Below are 16613 nucleotides of genomic sequence, written 5' to 3' on the forward strand. Positions count from 1 at the left end.
GTCAGGGCCGCCCCACGGTCGTGTCATGTCCGGCGCCGGACAGGTGCGCGTACAGGGCCGTCCCCCGGACCGCCGAACTGCTCGCGGGACGGGGGCGGTGGGGAGGGACTACGCGAAGATCTCCCGCGCCGCGGCTTTGGCGAGCAGCAGCGCGGGCGGCTCGAAGCGGGGGCCGTAGCGGTCGGCGAGTTCGCGGGCCCGGGCTGCGAAGGCGGGCAGGCCGCCCTCGTAGCCGTTGACGTACTGGAGGACCCCGCCCGTCCAGGCCGGGAAGCCGATGCCCAGGAGCGAGCCGACGTTGGCGTCCGGGACGCTGCGCAGCACGCCGTCCTCGACGCATCGGACCGACTCCAGGGCCTCGGCGAACAGCATGCGCTCCTTGAGGTCCTCGAAGCGGACGTCCTGCGCGCGCTCGCCGCCCCGCCCGAAGTGTTCGGTGAGGCCGGGCCACAGGCGGGTACGCCGACCGTCGGCGTCGTACTCGTAGAAGCCGCCGCCCGTGGACCGCCCGGCGCGGTCGAACTCGCCGACCAGGCGGTCGACGACCGCCTCACTGCCGTGCGCCTCCCACGCCCCGCCCTCGGCGAGGACTGCCGCCCTGGTCTCCTCTCGGATCCTGCGCATCAGGGTGAGCGTCAGCTCGTCCCACAGCCGCAGCGGCGCGGACGGGTAGCCGGCCTGGAGGCCCGCCTGTTCGACGGTGGCCGGGGCGATGCCCTCGCCGACCATGGCGGCGGCCTCGTCGAGGAAGGTGCGGATGACGCGGGTGGTGAAGAAGCCGCGTCCGTCGCCCACGACGACGGGCGTCCTGCCGATCTGCCGGGTGAAGTCGACGGCACGCGCGAGGGCCGTGTCGCCCGTCTTCTCCCCCACGACGATCTCGACGAGCCGCATCCGGTCGACCGGCGAGAAGAAGTGCAGCCCGATGAAGTCCGCCGGGCGGTCCACCCCTTGGGCCAGGTCCGTGATGGGCAGGGTGGAGGTGTTGGAGGCGAGAAGCGCGTCGGGGGCGACGACGGCCTCGATCTCGCCGAGGATCCTCTTCTTCAGGGCCGGGTCCTCGAAGACGGCCTCGATGACGAGGTCGGCGCCGACGGCGTCGGAGGCGTCCGCGGTGGGCCGGATGCGCGCGAGCAGCCGGTCGGCTTCGGCACGGCTCGTGCGTCCGCGCGCCACTTCCCTGTCCAGCAGTCGCCGCGAGGAGTCCTTGCCCTGAGCGGCGGCCTCGGCGGTGACGTCCTGGAGGACCACCTCGATGCCCGCCCGGGCGCACGCGTACGCGATGCCGGCGCCCATCATGCCCGCGCCGATGACCACGGCCTTGCGGACCGTGGCGCGCGCCGGGCCCTCGGGGCGGCTGCCGCCGGCCTCGATGTGCTGCATGTCGAAGAAGAAGCCCTTGATCATGTTCTTCGACACCTGGCCGGTGACCAGCTTCGTCAGGTACCGCGACTCGATCGTGAGCGCCGTGTCGATGTCGACCTGGGCGCCCTCGACGGCGGCCGCGAGGATGGCACGGGGCGCGGGCAGGTTCGCGCCCCTCACCTTGGCGCGCAGGGTGGCGGGCAGCGAGGGGAGCACGGCGGCGAGCGGTCCGGCGGCCGGGGTTCCGCCGGGCAGCTTGAACGCCTTGCCGTCCCAGGGCTGTACGGCGTCGGGGTGTGCGGTGATCCAGGCACGGGCCGCAGCGAGCAACTCGTCGTGCGTCGCGGCGAGTTCGTCCACGAGGCCCGAATCGACGGCTGCGGCGGGGGTGAAGGTGCGGCCGTCCAGCAGGATGCTCTCCAGGGCCCGCGTGACACCCAGCATCCGGACGGTGCGGGTGACGCCGCCCGCGCCGGGCAGCAGCCCCAGGGTGGCCTCGGGCAGACCGATCGTCGAGCCCTTCACGTCGAGGGCCACGCGGTGGTGGCAGGCCAGGGCGATCTCCAGGCCGCCGCCGAGCGCGGCGCCGTTGATCGCCGCGACCACCGGCCGGCCCAGTGTCTCCAGGCGGCGCAGATCGGCCTTGACGCCTTCGATGAACGCGAAGAACGCGGCGGCCTGTCCGGGCCCGGTGGCCAGCATGTCGTTGAGGTCGCCGCCCGCGAAGAAGGTCTTCTTGGCGGAGGTGACGATGACGCCGCTCACGCTCTCGCGTTCGGCCTCGAGGCGGTCCACGGCGGCGCGCATCGACGCCGCGTAGGCCTCGGTCATGGTGTTGGCCGACTGCTCCGGGTGGTCCAGGGTCAGTACGACGACGCCGTCGGCGTCCTGCTCCCAGCGGATGGTGCTGTTCATCGACTGCCCTTTCACACACGCTCGATGAGGGTGGCCACGCCCATGCCGCCGCCGATGCACAGGGTGACCACGGCGCGGCGGGCGCTGCGGCGCTCCAGCTCGTCGACCATGGTTGCGGTGATCATGGCGCCGGTGGCTCCGAGGGGGTGGCCCATGGCGATGGCACCGCCGTTGACGTTCAGCTTCTCGTCGGGGATGCCCATGTCCTTGGCGTACTTGAGCGCCACGGACGCGAACGCCTCGTTGATCTCGAACAGGTCGATGTCGTCGACCGTCAGACCGGTGTGCGCGAGCAGCTTGCGGGTCGCGGGGGTCGGGCCGGTGAGCATGATCGTCGGGTCCGCGCCCGAGGTGGCCGTCGCGACGATCCGGGCCCGCGGGGTCAGCCCCAGTTCGCGGCCCGCCCGTTCGCTGCCGATCAGGACGAGGGCGGCGCCGTCCACGATTCCGGAGGAGTTGCCGCCGTGGTGGACGTGGTCGATCTTCTCGATCCAGTGGAACTTCTGCAGCGCGACGGCGTCGAAGCCGCCCAGGTCGCCGATGGTCGCGAAGGACGGCTTCAGCTTGGCGAGCGCCTCCACCGTCGTGCCGGGCCGCATGTGCTCGTCCCGGTCGAGGACGAGGAGCCCGTTCTGGTCGGTGACCGCGACGACGGACTTGGCGAAGTAGCCGCCGGACCAGGCAGCCGCGGCGCGCTCCTGGGAACGTACGGCGAACGCGTCGACGTCCTCGCGGCTGAAGCCCTCGATGGTGGCGATCAGATCGGCGCCGATGCCCTGCGGCGCGTAGTACGTGTCGTAGCTGGTCGCCGGGTCGTTGTACCAGGCCCCGCCGTCCGACCCCATCGCCACCCGGGACATGGACTCCACACCGCCGGCGAGCACGAGCTGTTCCCAGCCCGAACGGACCTTCTGGGCCGCCACGTTGACCGCCTCCAGACCGGAGGCGCAGAACCGGTTGAGCTGCACGCCGGCCACCGTGTCCGGCAGCCCGGCCGCCAGCGCGGCCGTGCGAGCGATGTCGGAGCCCTGGTCGCCGACGGGGGACACGACGCCCAGCACGATGTCCTCGATACGCCCCGGGTCGAGGTCGGGGTGGCGTGCGCGCAGAGCGTCGATCAAGCCGGTGACCAGTGAGATGGGTTTGGTGCCGTGCAGGGCGCCGTTGCGCTTGCCGCGACCGCGCGGGGTGCGGATCGCGTCGTATATGTAGGCCTCGGTGCTCATCGTCTTCGCTCTCCTCGGCTTCGGCGTACGTGTGATCGACCTAGCGATCGCTAAGTTAACAGACGTCGATGCTGCTCATCGAAGCCGCATTCATGAACACTTCCGCGCGAACCCGTCATGGACCTGCGGCGATTGTCGCCTTACGCTGATGAGCGAGCGCTAGGTAAACTTCACGGTCCTGGCAACCCCGACGAACGGCAGCGCATGAGAGACGGCACCATCACGCCCGGCGGCATCGGCGTCCTCCGAGACGGCGCCGTGCTGCGCCTCACCCTCGCCCGCCCGGACCGGCTCAACGCCCTGGGCACCGCCGGATTCGCCGACCTCGCCGACGCCGTCGACGAGGCGGACGCGGACGACGGCGTCCGTGTCATCGTGCTGACCGGCGAGGGACGGGCGTTCTGCGCCGGCGCCGACCTCGACACCGTCGTGGACGCGCACACGGTGGAGGCCGCCGGCCGTGCGGCGCTCGCCGTGCGCCGTACCGACAAGCCGGTACTCGCCGCGGTCAACGGCGCCGCGGCGGGCGCCGGCTGTTCACTCGCCCTCGCCTGTGACCTGGTGCTGGCCCGCCGCTCCGCCTACTTCCTGCTCGCCTTCGCGGGGGTGGGGCTGATGCCGGACGCGGGCGCGACCGCGGTCGTCCCGGCTGCGATCGGCCGGGCCCGCGCGATGCGGATGGCCCTGCTCGGAGAACGGATCCCGGCGCCCACGGCGGCGGAGTGGGGCCTCATCGGGGAGGCGGTGGACGACGCCGACTTCGACGGGGCGGTGGCCTCCATGACCGCCCGGCTCGCGTCGGGACCACCGCTCGCGTACGCCCGGATCAAGGGGGCGGTCAACGAAGCGGCGCTTCCGGAGCTGACGCGTGCCCTGGAGACCGAACGGCAGGGGCAGGCCGCGTTGCTGCGCAGCGGCGACTTCGCGGAGGGCGTCGCCGCGTTCCGCGACCGCCGGGACGCGAAGTTCACGGGGAGGTAGGGCCCGCTTCCAGGTGGCCCTGCGCCGACGGGTCGTCCGCGATCAGCGCTCAGCGCTCAGCGCTGCGGACGGTGGCCCACGGTGAAGAGCGCGATGGTGACGTAACGCTCCGCGATCTCCTGTGGGGTCAGCGGGCCGTCGGGGCGGTACCACTGGGCCACCGCCTGGCACATCGAGAGAACGGCGCGGCCGGCGTCCACCGGTACCGGGACGGTGAAGACCGCGGCCCGCGAGCCGTCGCGCACGGCGTCGCGCAGCAGCCCTTCGAGTTCGTCGCGCAGGTCCACGTACCGTTCCCGGTTGCCGCTCTCCAGGCTGCGCGTCTCGGTGTCGAGGAAGGCGAGCGGGGCCCGATGGGTCATGAACAGCACGATGCACTCGACGAGCGCGCAGAAGCGGTCGACGGGGTCCTCGCCCGCCTCCTCGACCGCCGAGCGGCAACGGCCGAGGACGGCCCTCAGGGAACCGAGCAGCAGTTCCACGAGGATGGCCTGCTTGTTGGCGTAGTGATAGTAGAGAGCCGGTACGGTGACGCCCACGCGGCGGGCGAGGTCACGGACGGTGGTGGCGTGGTAGCCCTGCTCCACGATGGCGTCGAGGGCGTGCGCGAGGATCGGCGGCAGCTCCAGCGTCCCGTAGACCCGCCAGTCCGTGTGCCCGTCCGCGCGCAGGTCCGCGACCGTCTCCGCCATGGCTGCCCGGCTCCCCGTGTCGACTGAACTAGCGTTCACTACACCTCACGAGTCTACGGGTTCCCGTCCTGCCCGGGCACGGACTCCCCGAAGGGGGACTGTCGCCGCCGCCGATCGTGACGCGCAGCTTCACTGCGGGCTCGAACTGCCGGTGTGTCCGGCCGAGCGAAATCGCGTACCGCGTCGGCTCGCCGGGGATGACGGGCTCGGCGTTCCCCAGGCCGCCCGCAACTGCGCCCGCGGGAAGGCCTGCACGGGTGATGCCGGCCCTCTTCGCGTGTCGCGCTCCTCCTCGTGCCGATCTCCCCCGTTCCGGTCGGCCGGATGACCGCGAGAGGTCTGAGGAACAATTCGACCTCGTCGGCGCCGGGCGAAGGCGGCCGCCGCAGATCTCGACCACCACGGGGCGCCCTCGCATTCCCCATGCTCGGGCTCCGCCACCTGCACCGCCCCCTCCTCCGCCGCCGTGAAAGAACGGATACGCTGAACACGAGAAGTCGGGTTCTCATGTGTTTGGGATAGTTTCGGGCAGGTAGGAGGTGAGGGGGTACGTGACCAGCCTGCTCTGGGAAACGGGGAATCTGCCTGCGGCCTTCACCACCTTCGTGGGCAGGCGGAGCGACATCGCCGAGATCCGCCGCATCCTCGGCTCGGCCCGGCTGCTGACGCTCACCGGAGTGGGCGGCGTGGGCAAGACTCGATTGGCGCTCGAAGCCGCCTCCGCGTCGAGGAAGGCTTTCCCGGACGGGACATGGCTCGTCGACCTGGCACCGCTGCGGGAACCGTCGTCGGTGGCGAGCGCGGCGGCGACCGCGGTGGGGATCGCGGACCTGGGCGTCAGGCCCACCCTGGACCAGCTCGCGGGCCATCTGGCCGGGCGCCGGGCGCTGATCGTGCTGGACAACTGCGAGCACCTGGTCGAGGCCTGCGCCGAGCTGGCGGGCAGGCTGCTGTCGGCCGGTCCCGAGCTGCACATTCTGGCGACCAGCCGCCAGACGCTGGGCATCGCGGGTGAACACGTCCTGATCGTGTCACCCTTGTCGGTGCCGGACGAGGCGGTGGAACTCCTGCGGGACCGGGCCACCGCCCTGCGGCCCGGCTTCCGGATCACCGACGCGAACTGGGACGCGGTCACCCGGCTGTGCGAGGGCCTGGACGGTCTGCCGCTGGCCATCGAGCTGGCCGCTTCCCGGCTGCGTACCCTCACCGTCGAACAGGCGGCGGACCGCCTGGAGGACCGCTTCACCCTGCTCACCGGCGGCAGCCGGACCGCGCGACCGCACCAGCGCACACTGCGCGCGCTGATCGACTGGAGCTACGAGCTGTGCGGCCCCGCCGAGCGGCTGCTGTGGAGCCGGCTTTCGGTGTTCACCGGCAGTTTCGCCCTCGACGCGGCCGAGGAAGTCTGCGCCGGCGAGGGTGTCCCCCGGCACGAGGTGCTGGACCTCCTGGACCGGCTGGTCTCCCAGTCCGTGGTCCTGACCACCGACTACGAGGGTCTGCCGCGCTACCGGCTGCTGGAGACCATCCGCCGGTACGGCCGCGAACGGCTCGCCGAATCCGGCGAGGAGGAACACCTGCTGCGACGCCACCGCGACTTCTACCTCACCCTCGCGTCACACATCGCCGACCACTGGTACGGCCCCGGCCAGGAGAACGCCCTGGCCCGTCTGCGCGCCGAGCACGCCAACCTGCTGGTGGCACTCGACTGCGCCGGAGACCCGCAGGCCACCCTCGCGCTGGCGGCGGCACTGCGCTTCCACTGGTGCGCGGGCGGCTTCCTCGGCGAGGGCCGACGACGGCTCGACCGGGCCCTGAAGGCCGCACCCGAACCGACCCCGGCCCGGGCCCGGGCCCTCTGGGCCGCCGCCTGGGTGGCACTGCTCCAAGGCGATCACTCGACGGCCGACGAGTGGCTGGCCGAGGCCGGGGAGCTGGGCGAGCGGCTCGACGATCCGGTGGTCGGCGCGTACGTCACGGGCCTGCGCGGCTCATCGGCACTGTTCCAGGGGCGGCTGGAAGAGGCCGAGTCCCTCTTCGAGCACGCGATCGCCACGCACCCGGCGGACGACGGAGGAGCCGTGGCGGTCTTCGTGCTGTTCCAACTGGCCGCCACCCGGACCCACCTCAGGAAGCCGCACGCGGCGGAGACCGGCGGGCGGGCGGTCGTCCTGGCTGCGGCGCACGGGGAGAGGTGGGGACGTGCGCACGCGCTGTGGGCGCTGGGCTACGACGCCTGGGCGCGCGGTGACCGGGAGGCGTGCATGGCACTGACCCGGGCCGGGCTCGAGATCGAGCGCGGCTTCAACGACTACATCGCCACCGCGCTGATGCTGGAGCTGCTCGCCTGGGCGACCGCCTCCAGCGGCGAGTACGAGCGGGCGGGAGGGTTGCTGGGAGCCGTACGCGGCCTGTGGCAGGACATCGGCACCGACATCTCCGCGTTCGGCCCGCAGATGGCCGAGTACCACGTGCGGTGCGAGGAGTCGGTCCTGGGGGCGTTGGGCCGGGCGGCGCACGAGCGGGCACTCACCGTCGGCGGCGCCCACGACAGCCCCGCCCGAGCCGTCGACCACGCCCTGAGCACCGACGGCGACAGCGACCCCGAACCGGCCGCCCCCGCCACCGCCCTGAGCCCCCTGACCCGTCGTGAACGGGACGTGGCCGCGCTGGTGGCCAAGGGCATGAGCAACCGTCAGATCGCTGCGGCGCTCGTCCTCTCCCGGCGCACGGTGGACGGCCATGTCGAGAACATCCGGGCCAAGCTCGGCTTCGGCTCCCGTGCCCAGATCGCGGGCTGGTGGGCGGCCAACCAGCCACCCCTTTCATAAGGCCCACATAAAAACCCCGTAAGAATACCCATGGGCTGGGGCTGAGCCCTGCCCCGATTCTTGCGGGACGACGCCACATCGAGGCGGACCGGGCCGATTGCCACGGTCCGGCCCGCCTCAGTGTCCTGTGGCGCCAAGGCGACAGGGTCCGGGCAGCCGGGCCCTGTCGCGGAATCCGTACCCGACAGTTGCTGGCCTGGTGCCGCGAAGCCTCCCTGGCATGCCTCGGCAGGTGACCTTGCACAGCCTCCCCCATCCTCCTGGCCACCGGCCGGGCGCCGCCCCGCAGCCGTCGAACCGGATGCCCGCGTACCGCTTCGAAAGGGAAACCATGCGAAGAAAGAACAGGGCCAAGGCAGTCCTTGCCACCGCCCGCGCCGTGATCACGCCGCGCCGTGACACAGCCGCTCCGGCCGCGCTCCGGCTCGTCCGCGCGGGTGCCCCGCTGGGGAGCCGGCGCACGGCCGCCGGCCTGGTCGCCGTATCCCTCGTCCTGGGCGCAGGGGTGCTGACCACCGCCGCGCCGGCGCAGGCCGAGATCACCAGCGGCCTGCTGCTGCGCTACAAGCTGGACGAGACGTCCGGCACGGTCGCGCACGACTCCTCGGGCAACGGCCGCGACGGCACGGTCAACGGCGCCACCGGCTGGGCCGGCGAAGGCATGGCCTTCAACGGCTCCGACACCTACCTCAAGGTGCCGAACAACATCATGGCCGGGCTCAACTCCATCACCGTCGACTTCGACGTGTGGATCGACCCGACCATGGGCAAGCCCTACTTCCTCTACGGGTTCGGCAACACCAGCGGCGGCAACGGCAACGGCTACCTGTTCTCCACCGGGAACCAGTTCCGCACCGGGATCACGACGACGAACTACTCCGCCGAGCAGAACACCCGCCCCTCCACCTCGTACCAGCTGGCGCGCGGCATGTGGAAGCACGTCACGTACACCCAGACCGGCAACACCGGCATCCTCTACGAGAACGGCGTGGAGAAGGCCCGCAACACCAACGTGACGATCACCCCGGGCTCGATCGGCGGCGGGACGACCACCGCGGACTACATCGGCCGTTCCCTGTACACCAACGACCTCTACTTCAAGGGCCGGATGCGGGACTTCCGCGTCTACAACCGGGCTCTGTCCACCTCCGAGGTGAATGCCGTCGCCACGGGGACGGAACAGGAATGGGAGCAGCTCCAGGCTCTGGCCTCCTACAACGAAGCCCTTGTGGCGTTCGACGACCCCGACATCGGCCCCGTCGTCATCTTCCCGTCGGACTACACCGGCGACATGGACCACCTGTCCACCCCGCCCGACTGGACCAACGAGTTCGGGCAGGCTCCCACCGACTGGCCCACCCCCACCACCGCGAAGAGCCCGCTGTTCACGCTCGATCAGATCAACGACATCCAGGACGCGGTCACCGCGGCTGTGCAGCCCGACGGTGACGCCACCACGTACCAGCTGAACGTCCACTACGACGGGATGCGTGACCGGGTGGTGGCCGAGACCAACGCCCCGGCATCCGTCACCGACCCGCTGGCCGCCCAGTACGCCGACAAGCTCGTGATCGAGGAGTACACCCTCGACCTCCCGGCGACCGGCAGGTGCGCCGAGGACCAGAGGACCGTGGGCAAGGTGCTGGCGGACGAGGCCGGGCCGGCGGACGGTCTCCAGGACGCGGCGACGAAACTGCAGTGGCAGCAGGTCCAGGCCCTCGCCGACTACAACTGCGCGCTCGCGGCGTTCGACGACCCGAACATCGGACCGGTGCTCGTCTTCCCCTCGGACTACAGCGGCGACATCAACGACGTGCAGCAGCCGCCCGGCTGGACCTCCGAGTACGGGGACATCCCGGCCGACTGGCCCACCCCCACCACGGTGAAGAGCCCCCAGTTCACCCTCGCCCAGATCACCGACATCCAGGACGCGGTCGTCCGGCAGGTGTCGGCGGACGGCGACACGACGGCCTACAGCCTCGCTGTCCGCTACGACGGGATGCGCGACCGGATCGTGGTGCAGACCGACGCCCCGGCATCGGTAACCGATCCGCTGCTCACCGCCTATCCGAACAAGATCGTGATCGAAACGCCCCCCGACCCCATTCCGGCCGATCTCTCCAACACCTCGGCCCTCGTCGAATAGCCGACCACCCCGCATCATTCGCGCCGTCATCGGCGTGAGCCAGAAAGGACGAGCTATGAGAATTCCCCTCCTCGGGGCATTCCGCGGAAACAGACACCGCCACGGCGGTCGCACGCGGACGAGATTCCTGGTGCCGATGCTCGCGGTCACCATGCTGGCCGGCCTCATCACCTTCCTCGCGCCGCCGCAACCCGCCTCGGCGGGAGTGGAGGACTTCCGGCCCGTCACCTACAACATGCAGGGCGGAAACACAGACGCCGCCAGCAAGTGGCAGACCGACGTCCCGCAGATGGTCAACGCCGGGTACAACATCATCGCGCTGCAGGAGGCCGGCCCTCGGCCACCGGCAGCCTCACGCCTGGTGTGGACGTCCCGCTACCTGGGAGAGACCAACGCATGGGCGGGTTGGCGCGTACAGGAATACGAATGGGACCCGTTTCCGCGGAGCGTCAACCTGCCATGGCACATCTACTGGCTGCGTACCGACTTCGGCGGCAACCGGGTGAACCTGGCCATCATCACCCCGTTCGACTCCCCCGAAGTGTTCCTTGTCCCGCCCGCTTTCTACGGTAGAAACGGGCTTCCGAGTTCCCGGCCGGCGCTCGGTATCCGCGTGGACCAGACGCTCTTCTTCACCGTGCACGCGATGTCGGGCAACGGCGCGGGCAATGACGGCCCGGACTTGCTGTCGAGGATCGCGGGGGTGGCGGGAACCCGCCAATGGGCCGCGATGGGCGACTGGAACCGCGAACCCCGCAACCTCGTGGTACGCCGCGGCTGGCACAAGTACACGGCCGGCCGCCCCACCCACATCAACACGAACCCCGGCCCGAACACCGTGAACCGGGAACTCGACTACATGGTGTCCAACGCGCGGATCACCGGCTACGGGGGCTATGCCCACGGATACAGCTCCGACCACCTGTCCGTCGCCTTCAACCGGATGGCCGCGAATGCCGATGTCCAGCTGCTCAACGCCCATGACGGCAATCGCGCCTGGCAGTTCGCCACCGATCTCGGCCAGACGTACATGGTCGTCGGCAACACCACCGCCGGTAAGTACGGCCACTTCAGGCTCCAGCCCCGGGGCAGCGGGTTCTACAGGATCTACAACAACACAACCAAACTCTGTCTGAGGGACGGACCGTACGGCAGCGTCATCCAGTCCGTCTGCAACAACGACGACGAGGAGCTCTTCGATCTGAGGGGCTGGAGCGACACCCCCCAGATCCAGATCAAGCTGAAGAATCGGAACACGTGCCTGGGAGACGACCCCGCCTTTGGCTGGGGATCCCAGATCATCACCACCGACAGTTGCAGCGGGGGTGAGACCCGCCTCAACTTCCGCTTCGACTACGACCCCGGACCGGGAGCGGCGAGGGTGGTGTTCTAGACACCGACGCCCGAGGCACAACTGAACACCAGGCAGGGGCCCGGGGTCACCCGGGCCCCTGCCCGCGCTCCGTCGGCGGGTGGGTCACCGGCGGTGGGCGCCGGCGTTCTCCATGACTCGCCCGGCCGGCCGACGGCCGCGGTGCAGGGCGTCGGCGACCAGGTCGGTGCACTCCGCGGCGCGAACCCGGCCGGCCCGAGGCCGCCACGGCGGGTCGGTTCCACGCCACCCACGTACTGTCGAAGTCCCAGGTCAGCGCCATGGCCAAGCACCTGGACGCGCAGGTCACCACGTTCCGCAACCGCCCCCTGGACGTCACCTCCAGCTCGGACGGCGCATGGCTGGCTCGTCTTCCTGCGTTCCCTGGCCGCTCGCGGTCCGTCCGGCGTCCAGTTGGTCGTCCCCGACGCCGAAGTCCGCCCAGCCGTGGGTGGCCACGCCGCTGCGGACCGTCTTCGAACAGCCCGATACGACGGCTGTCCTCCATACACCACTCCAGCGGACGTGACCTCGCCACGTCGCAATCCCTCCTCCGGATTCCTCCTGACATGGCGCAACTGACCAGTGCGCCGACTCTCTGCGCCGGCATCTGGTGGCCGACCAGGATTTCGGGGATGCTCTGTTCAGCGGGCCGCAACAGGGGTCTCCACTCCCGAACCCGCATGTAAGCGAACCGTGCCCGAGCCTGGGATTGAGACGCGAAGTGTTCACGACGCTCACCACGAACGCCTCCGCGCTTCCGGTGAACCGTCCCACAGGCAGCGTCTCCACGGCAGGACCACCGCTGGAAGCCGAACCAGCACTGGTGTCACCGTTCGTGTTCGCGCAGATGATCATTACATCCCCGCCCCGGACACGGAAGCCTCAGGCCGATCCACGCCCGCGCCGGACGCACCTGACACTCCGTCGGAAAAGTCGGCATCCGGTCAGCGTCAGTACCGGCGGAACCCGCCCCCCGCCGCCGTGAACCGCCAAGATCGTTGACTGGCCCCACCCAGCCTGACCTGCAAAATGGAGGTCAGGGGCTCATATCCCAGCTTCACAGGAGGTATCCGATGAAGATGCTGATCAACGTTCCGGAGACCGTGGTCGCCGACGCGCTGCGGGGCATGGCGGCCGCCCATCCCGAGCTGATCGTCGACGTCGAGAACCGGGTGATCGTGCGGCGGGACGCTCCGGTGGCCGGGAAGGTGGCGCTGGTGTCCGGCGGCGGGTCCGGGCACGAGCCGTTGCACGGGGGGTTCGTCGGGCCCGGGATGCTCTCGGCGGCCTGCCCCGGTGAGGTGTTCACGTCGCCGGTGCCGGACCAGATGCTGCGTGCCGCGGCGGCCGTGGACAGCGGGGCCGGTGTGCTGTTCGTCGTGAAGAACTACACGGGCGACGTGCTCAACTTCGACATGGCGGCCGAGTTGGCCGAGGACGAGGGCATCCAGATCGCGAAGGTCCTGGTCGACGACGACGTCGCCGTCACCGACAGCCTCTACACGGCCGGGCGGCGGGGCACGGGCGGAACGCTGTTCGTGGAGAAGATCGCGGGGGCCGCCGCCGAGGAGGGGCAGCCGCTGGAGCAGGTCGAGGCACTGGCCCGGCAGGTCAACGAGAACTCGCGCAGCTTCGGCGTGGCGCTCAGCGCCTGTACGACGCCGGCCAAGGGCAGCCCGACCTTCGACCTGCCGCCCGGTGAGCTGGAGCTGGGCGTCGGCATCCACGGGGAACCGGGGCGGGAGCGGCGGGCGATGATGACGTCCGGGGAGATCGCCGACTTCGCCGTCCAGGCGATCCTGGACGATCTCACGCCCCGCAACCCCGTCCTCGTGCTGGTCAACGGCATGGGTGCGACGCCGTTGCTGGAGCTGTACGGCTTCAACGCCGAGGTGCAGCGGGTGCTGGCGCAGCGCGGGGTGGCCGTCGCCCGTACGCTCGTCGGCAACTATGTGACGTCCCTCGACATGGCCGGCGCTTCGGTGACCCTGTGTCAGATCGACGAGGAGCTGCTGCGGCTGTGGGACGCGCCGGTGAAGACCGCCGGACTCCGCTGGGGCGTGTGAGGCGGGAGTCAGGGCAGGCGATCGGACATACCCGACCATGCAAGGAGATCCAGTGCTCGACGCCGACTTCTTCCGCCGTTGGATGACGGCGACCGCAGCGTCCGTGGACCGTGCGGCGGACCGGCTCACCGCCCTCGACTCGCCCATCGGGGACGCCGATCACGGCAGCAACCTCCGGCGCGGCTTCGCCGCGGTGACGGTGGCGTTGGAGAAGGAGGCGCCCGGGACGCCGGGCGCCGTTCTGGTGCTCGCGGGCCGCACGCTGATCTCGACGGTCGGCGGGGCCTCGGGGCCGCTGTACGGCACGCTGCTGCGGCGCACCGGGAAGGCACTCGGGGACGCCGACGCGGTGGACGAGGCACGGTTCGCCGAGGCGCTGCGCACGGGCGTGGACGCCGTCATGCAGCTCGGCGGCGCCGCGCCGGGCGACAAGACCATGATCGATGCGCTGGTGCCGGCCGTGGACGCCCTCACCGACGGCTTCGGCGCCGCCCGGGCCGCCGCCGAGCAGGGCGCCGAGGCGACGACGCCGCTCCAGGCCCGCAAGGGCCGGGCGAGCTATCTCGGCGAACGCAGCATCGGCCACCAGGACCCGGGCGCGACCTCGTCGGCCCTGCTGATCGCCGCGCTCGGCGAAGCCGACGACGCCCACCCTGCGGACGGGGAGTGAGTGACGTGCCGGTGAGCGACGAGAAGCTGGTCGGGATCGTGCTGGTCTCGCACAGTGCGGCGGTGGCCACGGCCGTCGCCGAGCTGGCGCGGGGGCTGACGGGCGGCGGCCCGGCCGTGCCGGTCGCGGCGGCGGGCGGTACGGAAGGCGGCGGGCTGGGCACCAGCGCCGAGCTGATCTGCGCGGCGGCCGCCTCCGTTGATCGAGGCGCCGGGGTCGCGGTGCTCGCGGATCTGGGCAGCGCCGTTCTCACGGTCAAGGCGCTGCTCGCGGAGGGCGACGAACTGCCCGACACCGCCCGCCTGGTGGACGCCCCGTTCGTCGAGGGCGCGGTGGCCGCGGTCGTCACGGCGGCGACGGGTGCCGACCTCGACACGGTGGAGGCGGCGGCCGCGGAGGCGTACGCCTACCGCAAGGTGTGACCGCACCGGACGTGACGCGGGCTCAGCTCACGCCCTCCGCCGCCACCGCGAGGGCCGCGCGGATCGCCTCCGCCAGTTCGGCCCGTACCGTCGCCGGGTCCGTGGCGGTGTCGGCGGCGCGCCACGCGTGGTGCTCCACGGCGGCGCGCAGGGCCGCGTTGAACATCGCCGCATGGATGGCCGGCCGGAAGTCCCCGGCCGGAAGTCCGGCCCGGTCGGCGAGGGCGCGGGCGAAGGCCGGCTCGGCCTCGTCGTAGGTCTGGAGCCAGACCGCGCGCAAGGCCGGCTCGGTGCGGGCCAGCCGGACCAGGGCGCCGACGGTGGCCGGGTCGGGGCCGCCGACGAGTCGCTGGTCGGTCTCCAGCCGCCGGGCGAAGGCCTCTCCCAGGGGGCGGCCCTGCTCCCACTCGCGCAGGCAGGCGGCGATCGCGTCGATGCCGGCCGTGAGGAGCGGGCCCACACAGCTCTCCTTGCTCGGGAAGTACCGCCAGACAGTCCGGGCGGAGACCCCGACCGCCTGGCCGATCTGCTCGCCGGTGGTGGCCGCGACGCCCTGGTCGACGAACAGGTCCACCGCGGCGCGGGCGATCTCCAGACGGATCTCCGCCTTGCGTTCCTCGGTCAGGGGCGGTCGGCCCGTGCGTCCGTGGGATGCGGTCATGCAGTCCTCCGGTCTCGGTCACCTTCCACGAACTCTGTGCGCCCAACTCTGTGCGCCGAACTCTGTGCGGCGAATTTCGTGCGCCTCAAATTCTTCACCACGACTTTATGTCACTTACAGACATTAAGTCGTAGGGTTGCCGACAAGCACTCCCCGGGGATGCCCCCCACCTCGCACCTCGCACCTCGCACCTCGCACCTCGCACCTCGCAGCAGACTAGGAGCACCTCATGGCCACTGGACTGGAAGGCCGCAGCATCGTCGTCACCGGAGCGGGTTCGGGCATCGGCCGCGCCACCGCCCTGGCCTTCGCCGCGGAGGGGGCGCGGCTCCTGGTGGCCGACCTCGACGCCGAGAGCGCGCAGGCCGTCGTCAAGGCGATAGAGGAGGCGGGCGGCACGGCCGTCGCGGTCACCGGCGACCTCAGCGAGCAGGCCGTCGTGGACGAGGTGGCCGCCACCGCGGTGGAGCGGTTCGGCGGGGTGGACGTGCTGGTGAACAACGCCGGGATCATGGACCGCATGTCGGCGCTGGCGGACGTGAGCGACGCGGAGTGGGAGCGCGTCATCCGGGTCAACCTCACCGCCCCCTTCCTGCTCACCCGGGCGGTGCTGCCGCACATGCTGGCCGCCGGCAAGGGCGTGATCGTCAACACGGCGTCCGAGGCGGGTCTGCGGGGCGGGGCGGCGGGCGCGGCGTACACCGCCTCGAAGCACGGCGTGGTGGGGCTGACGAAGTCCCTCGCGGTGATGTACCGGGGCAAGGGCATCCGCGCCAACGCGATCGCGCCTGGCGCCACGAAGACCGCGATCGTCGTGGAGGCCGACCAGGAGGCGGACGGCCCGGCGACGATCGCCAAGCACTTCGTCAACGTCGGCCGGCTGGCCGAGCCCGAGGAGCAGGCCGCCGCGATCGTCTTCCTCGCCTCGGACGCGGCGAGCAACGTCAACGGCGTGATCCTGCCGGTCGACGACGGCTGGTCGGCCGTCTGACGGCCCTCGGGTCGTCGGACACACCGCACGTCGGACGGCGACTCGGCCACCCCCTCCGGCTGTCCGACCGACGGCGGCCGCCGGGTCCCTGGCCCCACGGCCCGGGATCCGGCGGCCACCGCACGAAGGCCTCCGCCACGCCCTCCCGATCCCCCTGGTCCCCGTGGTCCCAGTAGTCCCTCTAGGCCCGTACTTCGCGGGTCGTTGATTCGTATGGTGTGACCGGTCCGGGGGTGTCCTCGGGCCGGGGTGTGGCGTTGGGTGGGGTGTGT

The 16613-nt window shown here is 71.2% G+C and carries 12 protein-coding genes and 1 pseudogene; 9 read left to right on the forward strand and 4 right to left on the reverse strand.

The window, feature by feature from the left end:
- Window positions 1–108: 108 nt before the first annotated feature.
- Both AB0J04_RS42340 and AB0J04_RS42345 read right to left on the reverse strand, forming a co-directional pair.
- Window positions 109–2280: a 3-hydroxyacyl-CoA dehydrogenase NAD-binding domain-containing protein gene (locus AB0J04_RS42340; protein WP_363174033.1), complete on the reverse strand. Its 2172-nt coding sequence runs from the start codon at window positions 2278–2280 to the stop codon at window positions 109–111.
- An 11-nt stretch (window positions 2281–2291) separates the two neighbouring features.
- Window positions 2292–3506, reverse strand: a complete 1215-nt coding sequence (locus tag AB0J04_RS42345) for an acetyl-CoA C-acetyltransferase (protein ID WP_363174034.1) — start codon at window positions 3504–3506, stop codon at window positions 2292–2294.
- Window positions 3507–3710: 204 nt separating this feature from the next.
- On the opposite strand from AB0J04_RS42345, the gene AB0J04_RS42350 reads away from it, so the two are divergent.
- Window positions 3711–4487, forward strand: coding sequence for an enoyl-CoA hydratase-related protein (locus tag AB0J04_RS42350; protein WP_363174035.1), 777 nt, complete (start codon window positions 3711–3713; stop codon window positions 4485–4487).
- A 56-nt stretch (window positions 4488–4543) separates the two neighbouring features.
- Here the strand turns inward: AB0J04_RS42350 and AB0J04_RS42355 are convergent, their stop codons facing one another.
- Window positions 4544–5179, reverse strand: a complete 636-nt coding sequence (locus AB0J04_RS42355) for a TetR/AcrR family transcriptional regulator (RefSeq protein ID WP_363174036.1) — start codon at window positions 5177–5179, stop codon at window positions 4544–4546.
- A 551-nt stretch (window positions 5180–5730) separates the two neighbouring features.
- Between AB0J04_RS42355 and AB0J04_RS42360 the strand changes: the two genes are divergently transcribed.
- From AB0J04_RS42360 to AB0J04_RS42390, 7 genes and pseudogenes are all read left to right on the forward strand, one after another.
- Complete coding sequence (locus tag AB0J04_RS42360) at window positions 5731–8010, forward strand: LuxR C-terminal-related transcriptional regulator (protein WP_363174037.1); 2280 nt, start codon at window positions 5731–5733, stop codon at window positions 8008–8010.
- A 331-nt stretch (window positions 8011–8341) separates the two neighbouring features.
- Window positions 8342–10156, forward strand: a complete 1815-nt coding sequence (locus tag AB0J04_RS42365; RefSeq protein ID WP_363174038.1) for a LamG domain-containing protein — start codon at window positions 8342–8344, stop codon at window positions 10154–10156.
- Between the two features lie 130 nt (window positions 10157–10286).
- A complete protein-coding gene (locus AB0J04_RS42370; protein ID WP_363174039.1) occupies window positions 10287–11549 on the forward strand; it encodes a hypothetical protein in 1263 nt (420 codons plus the stop codon).
- 236 nt (window positions 11550–11785) lie between these two features.
- Window positions 11786–12030, forward strand: a pseudogene (locus AB0J04_RS42375) (IS256 family transposase); the annotation flags it as partial.
- A 574-nt stretch (window positions 12031–12604) separates the two neighbouring features.
- Window positions 12605–13597: a dihydroxyacetone kinase subunit DhaK gene (dhaK, locus tag AB0J04_RS42380; RefSeq protein WP_363174040.1), complete on the forward strand. Its 993-nt coding sequence runs from the start codon at window positions 12605–12607 to the stop codon at window positions 13595–13597.
- A gap of 52 nt (window positions 13598–13649) precedes the next feature.
- Window positions 13650–14267, forward strand: a complete 618-nt coding sequence (gene dhaL / locus AB0J04_RS42385; protein ID WP_363174041.1) for a dihydroxyacetone kinase subunit DhaL — start codon at window positions 13650–13652, stop codon at window positions 14265–14267.
- Window positions 14268–14278: 11 nt separating this feature from the next.
- Entirely contained in the window at window positions 14279–14689 is a 411-nt protein-coding gene (locus AB0J04_RS42390; RefSeq protein WP_351915197.1) for a PTS fructose transporter subunit IIA, read from the forward strand.
- Between the two features lie 22 nt (window positions 14690–14711).
- Here the strand turns inward: AB0J04_RS42390 and AB0J04_RS42395 are convergent, their stop codons facing one another.
- Window positions 14712–15350 (reverse strand): TetR/AcrR family transcriptional regulator, encoded by a 639-nt coding sequence (locus AB0J04_RS42395; RefSeq protein WP_363174043.1) that lies wholly within the window; start codon window positions 15348–15350, stop codon window positions 14712–14714.
- A gap of 229 nt (window positions 15351–15579) precedes the next feature.
- Between AB0J04_RS42395 and AB0J04_RS42400 the strand changes: the two genes are divergently transcribed.
- Window positions 15580–16341 (forward strand): glucose 1-dehydrogenase, encoded by a 762-nt coding sequence (locus AB0J04_RS42400; protein WP_363174044.1) that lies wholly within the window; start codon window positions 15580–15582, stop codon window positions 16339–16341.
- Window positions 16342–16613 lie beyond the last annotated feature (272 nt).

The sequence above is a fragment of the Streptomyces sp. NPDC050263 genome, assembly GCF_040655955.1.
Classification (GTDB): Bacteria; Actinomycetota; Actinomycetes; order Streptomycetales; family Streptomycetaceae; genus Streptomyces.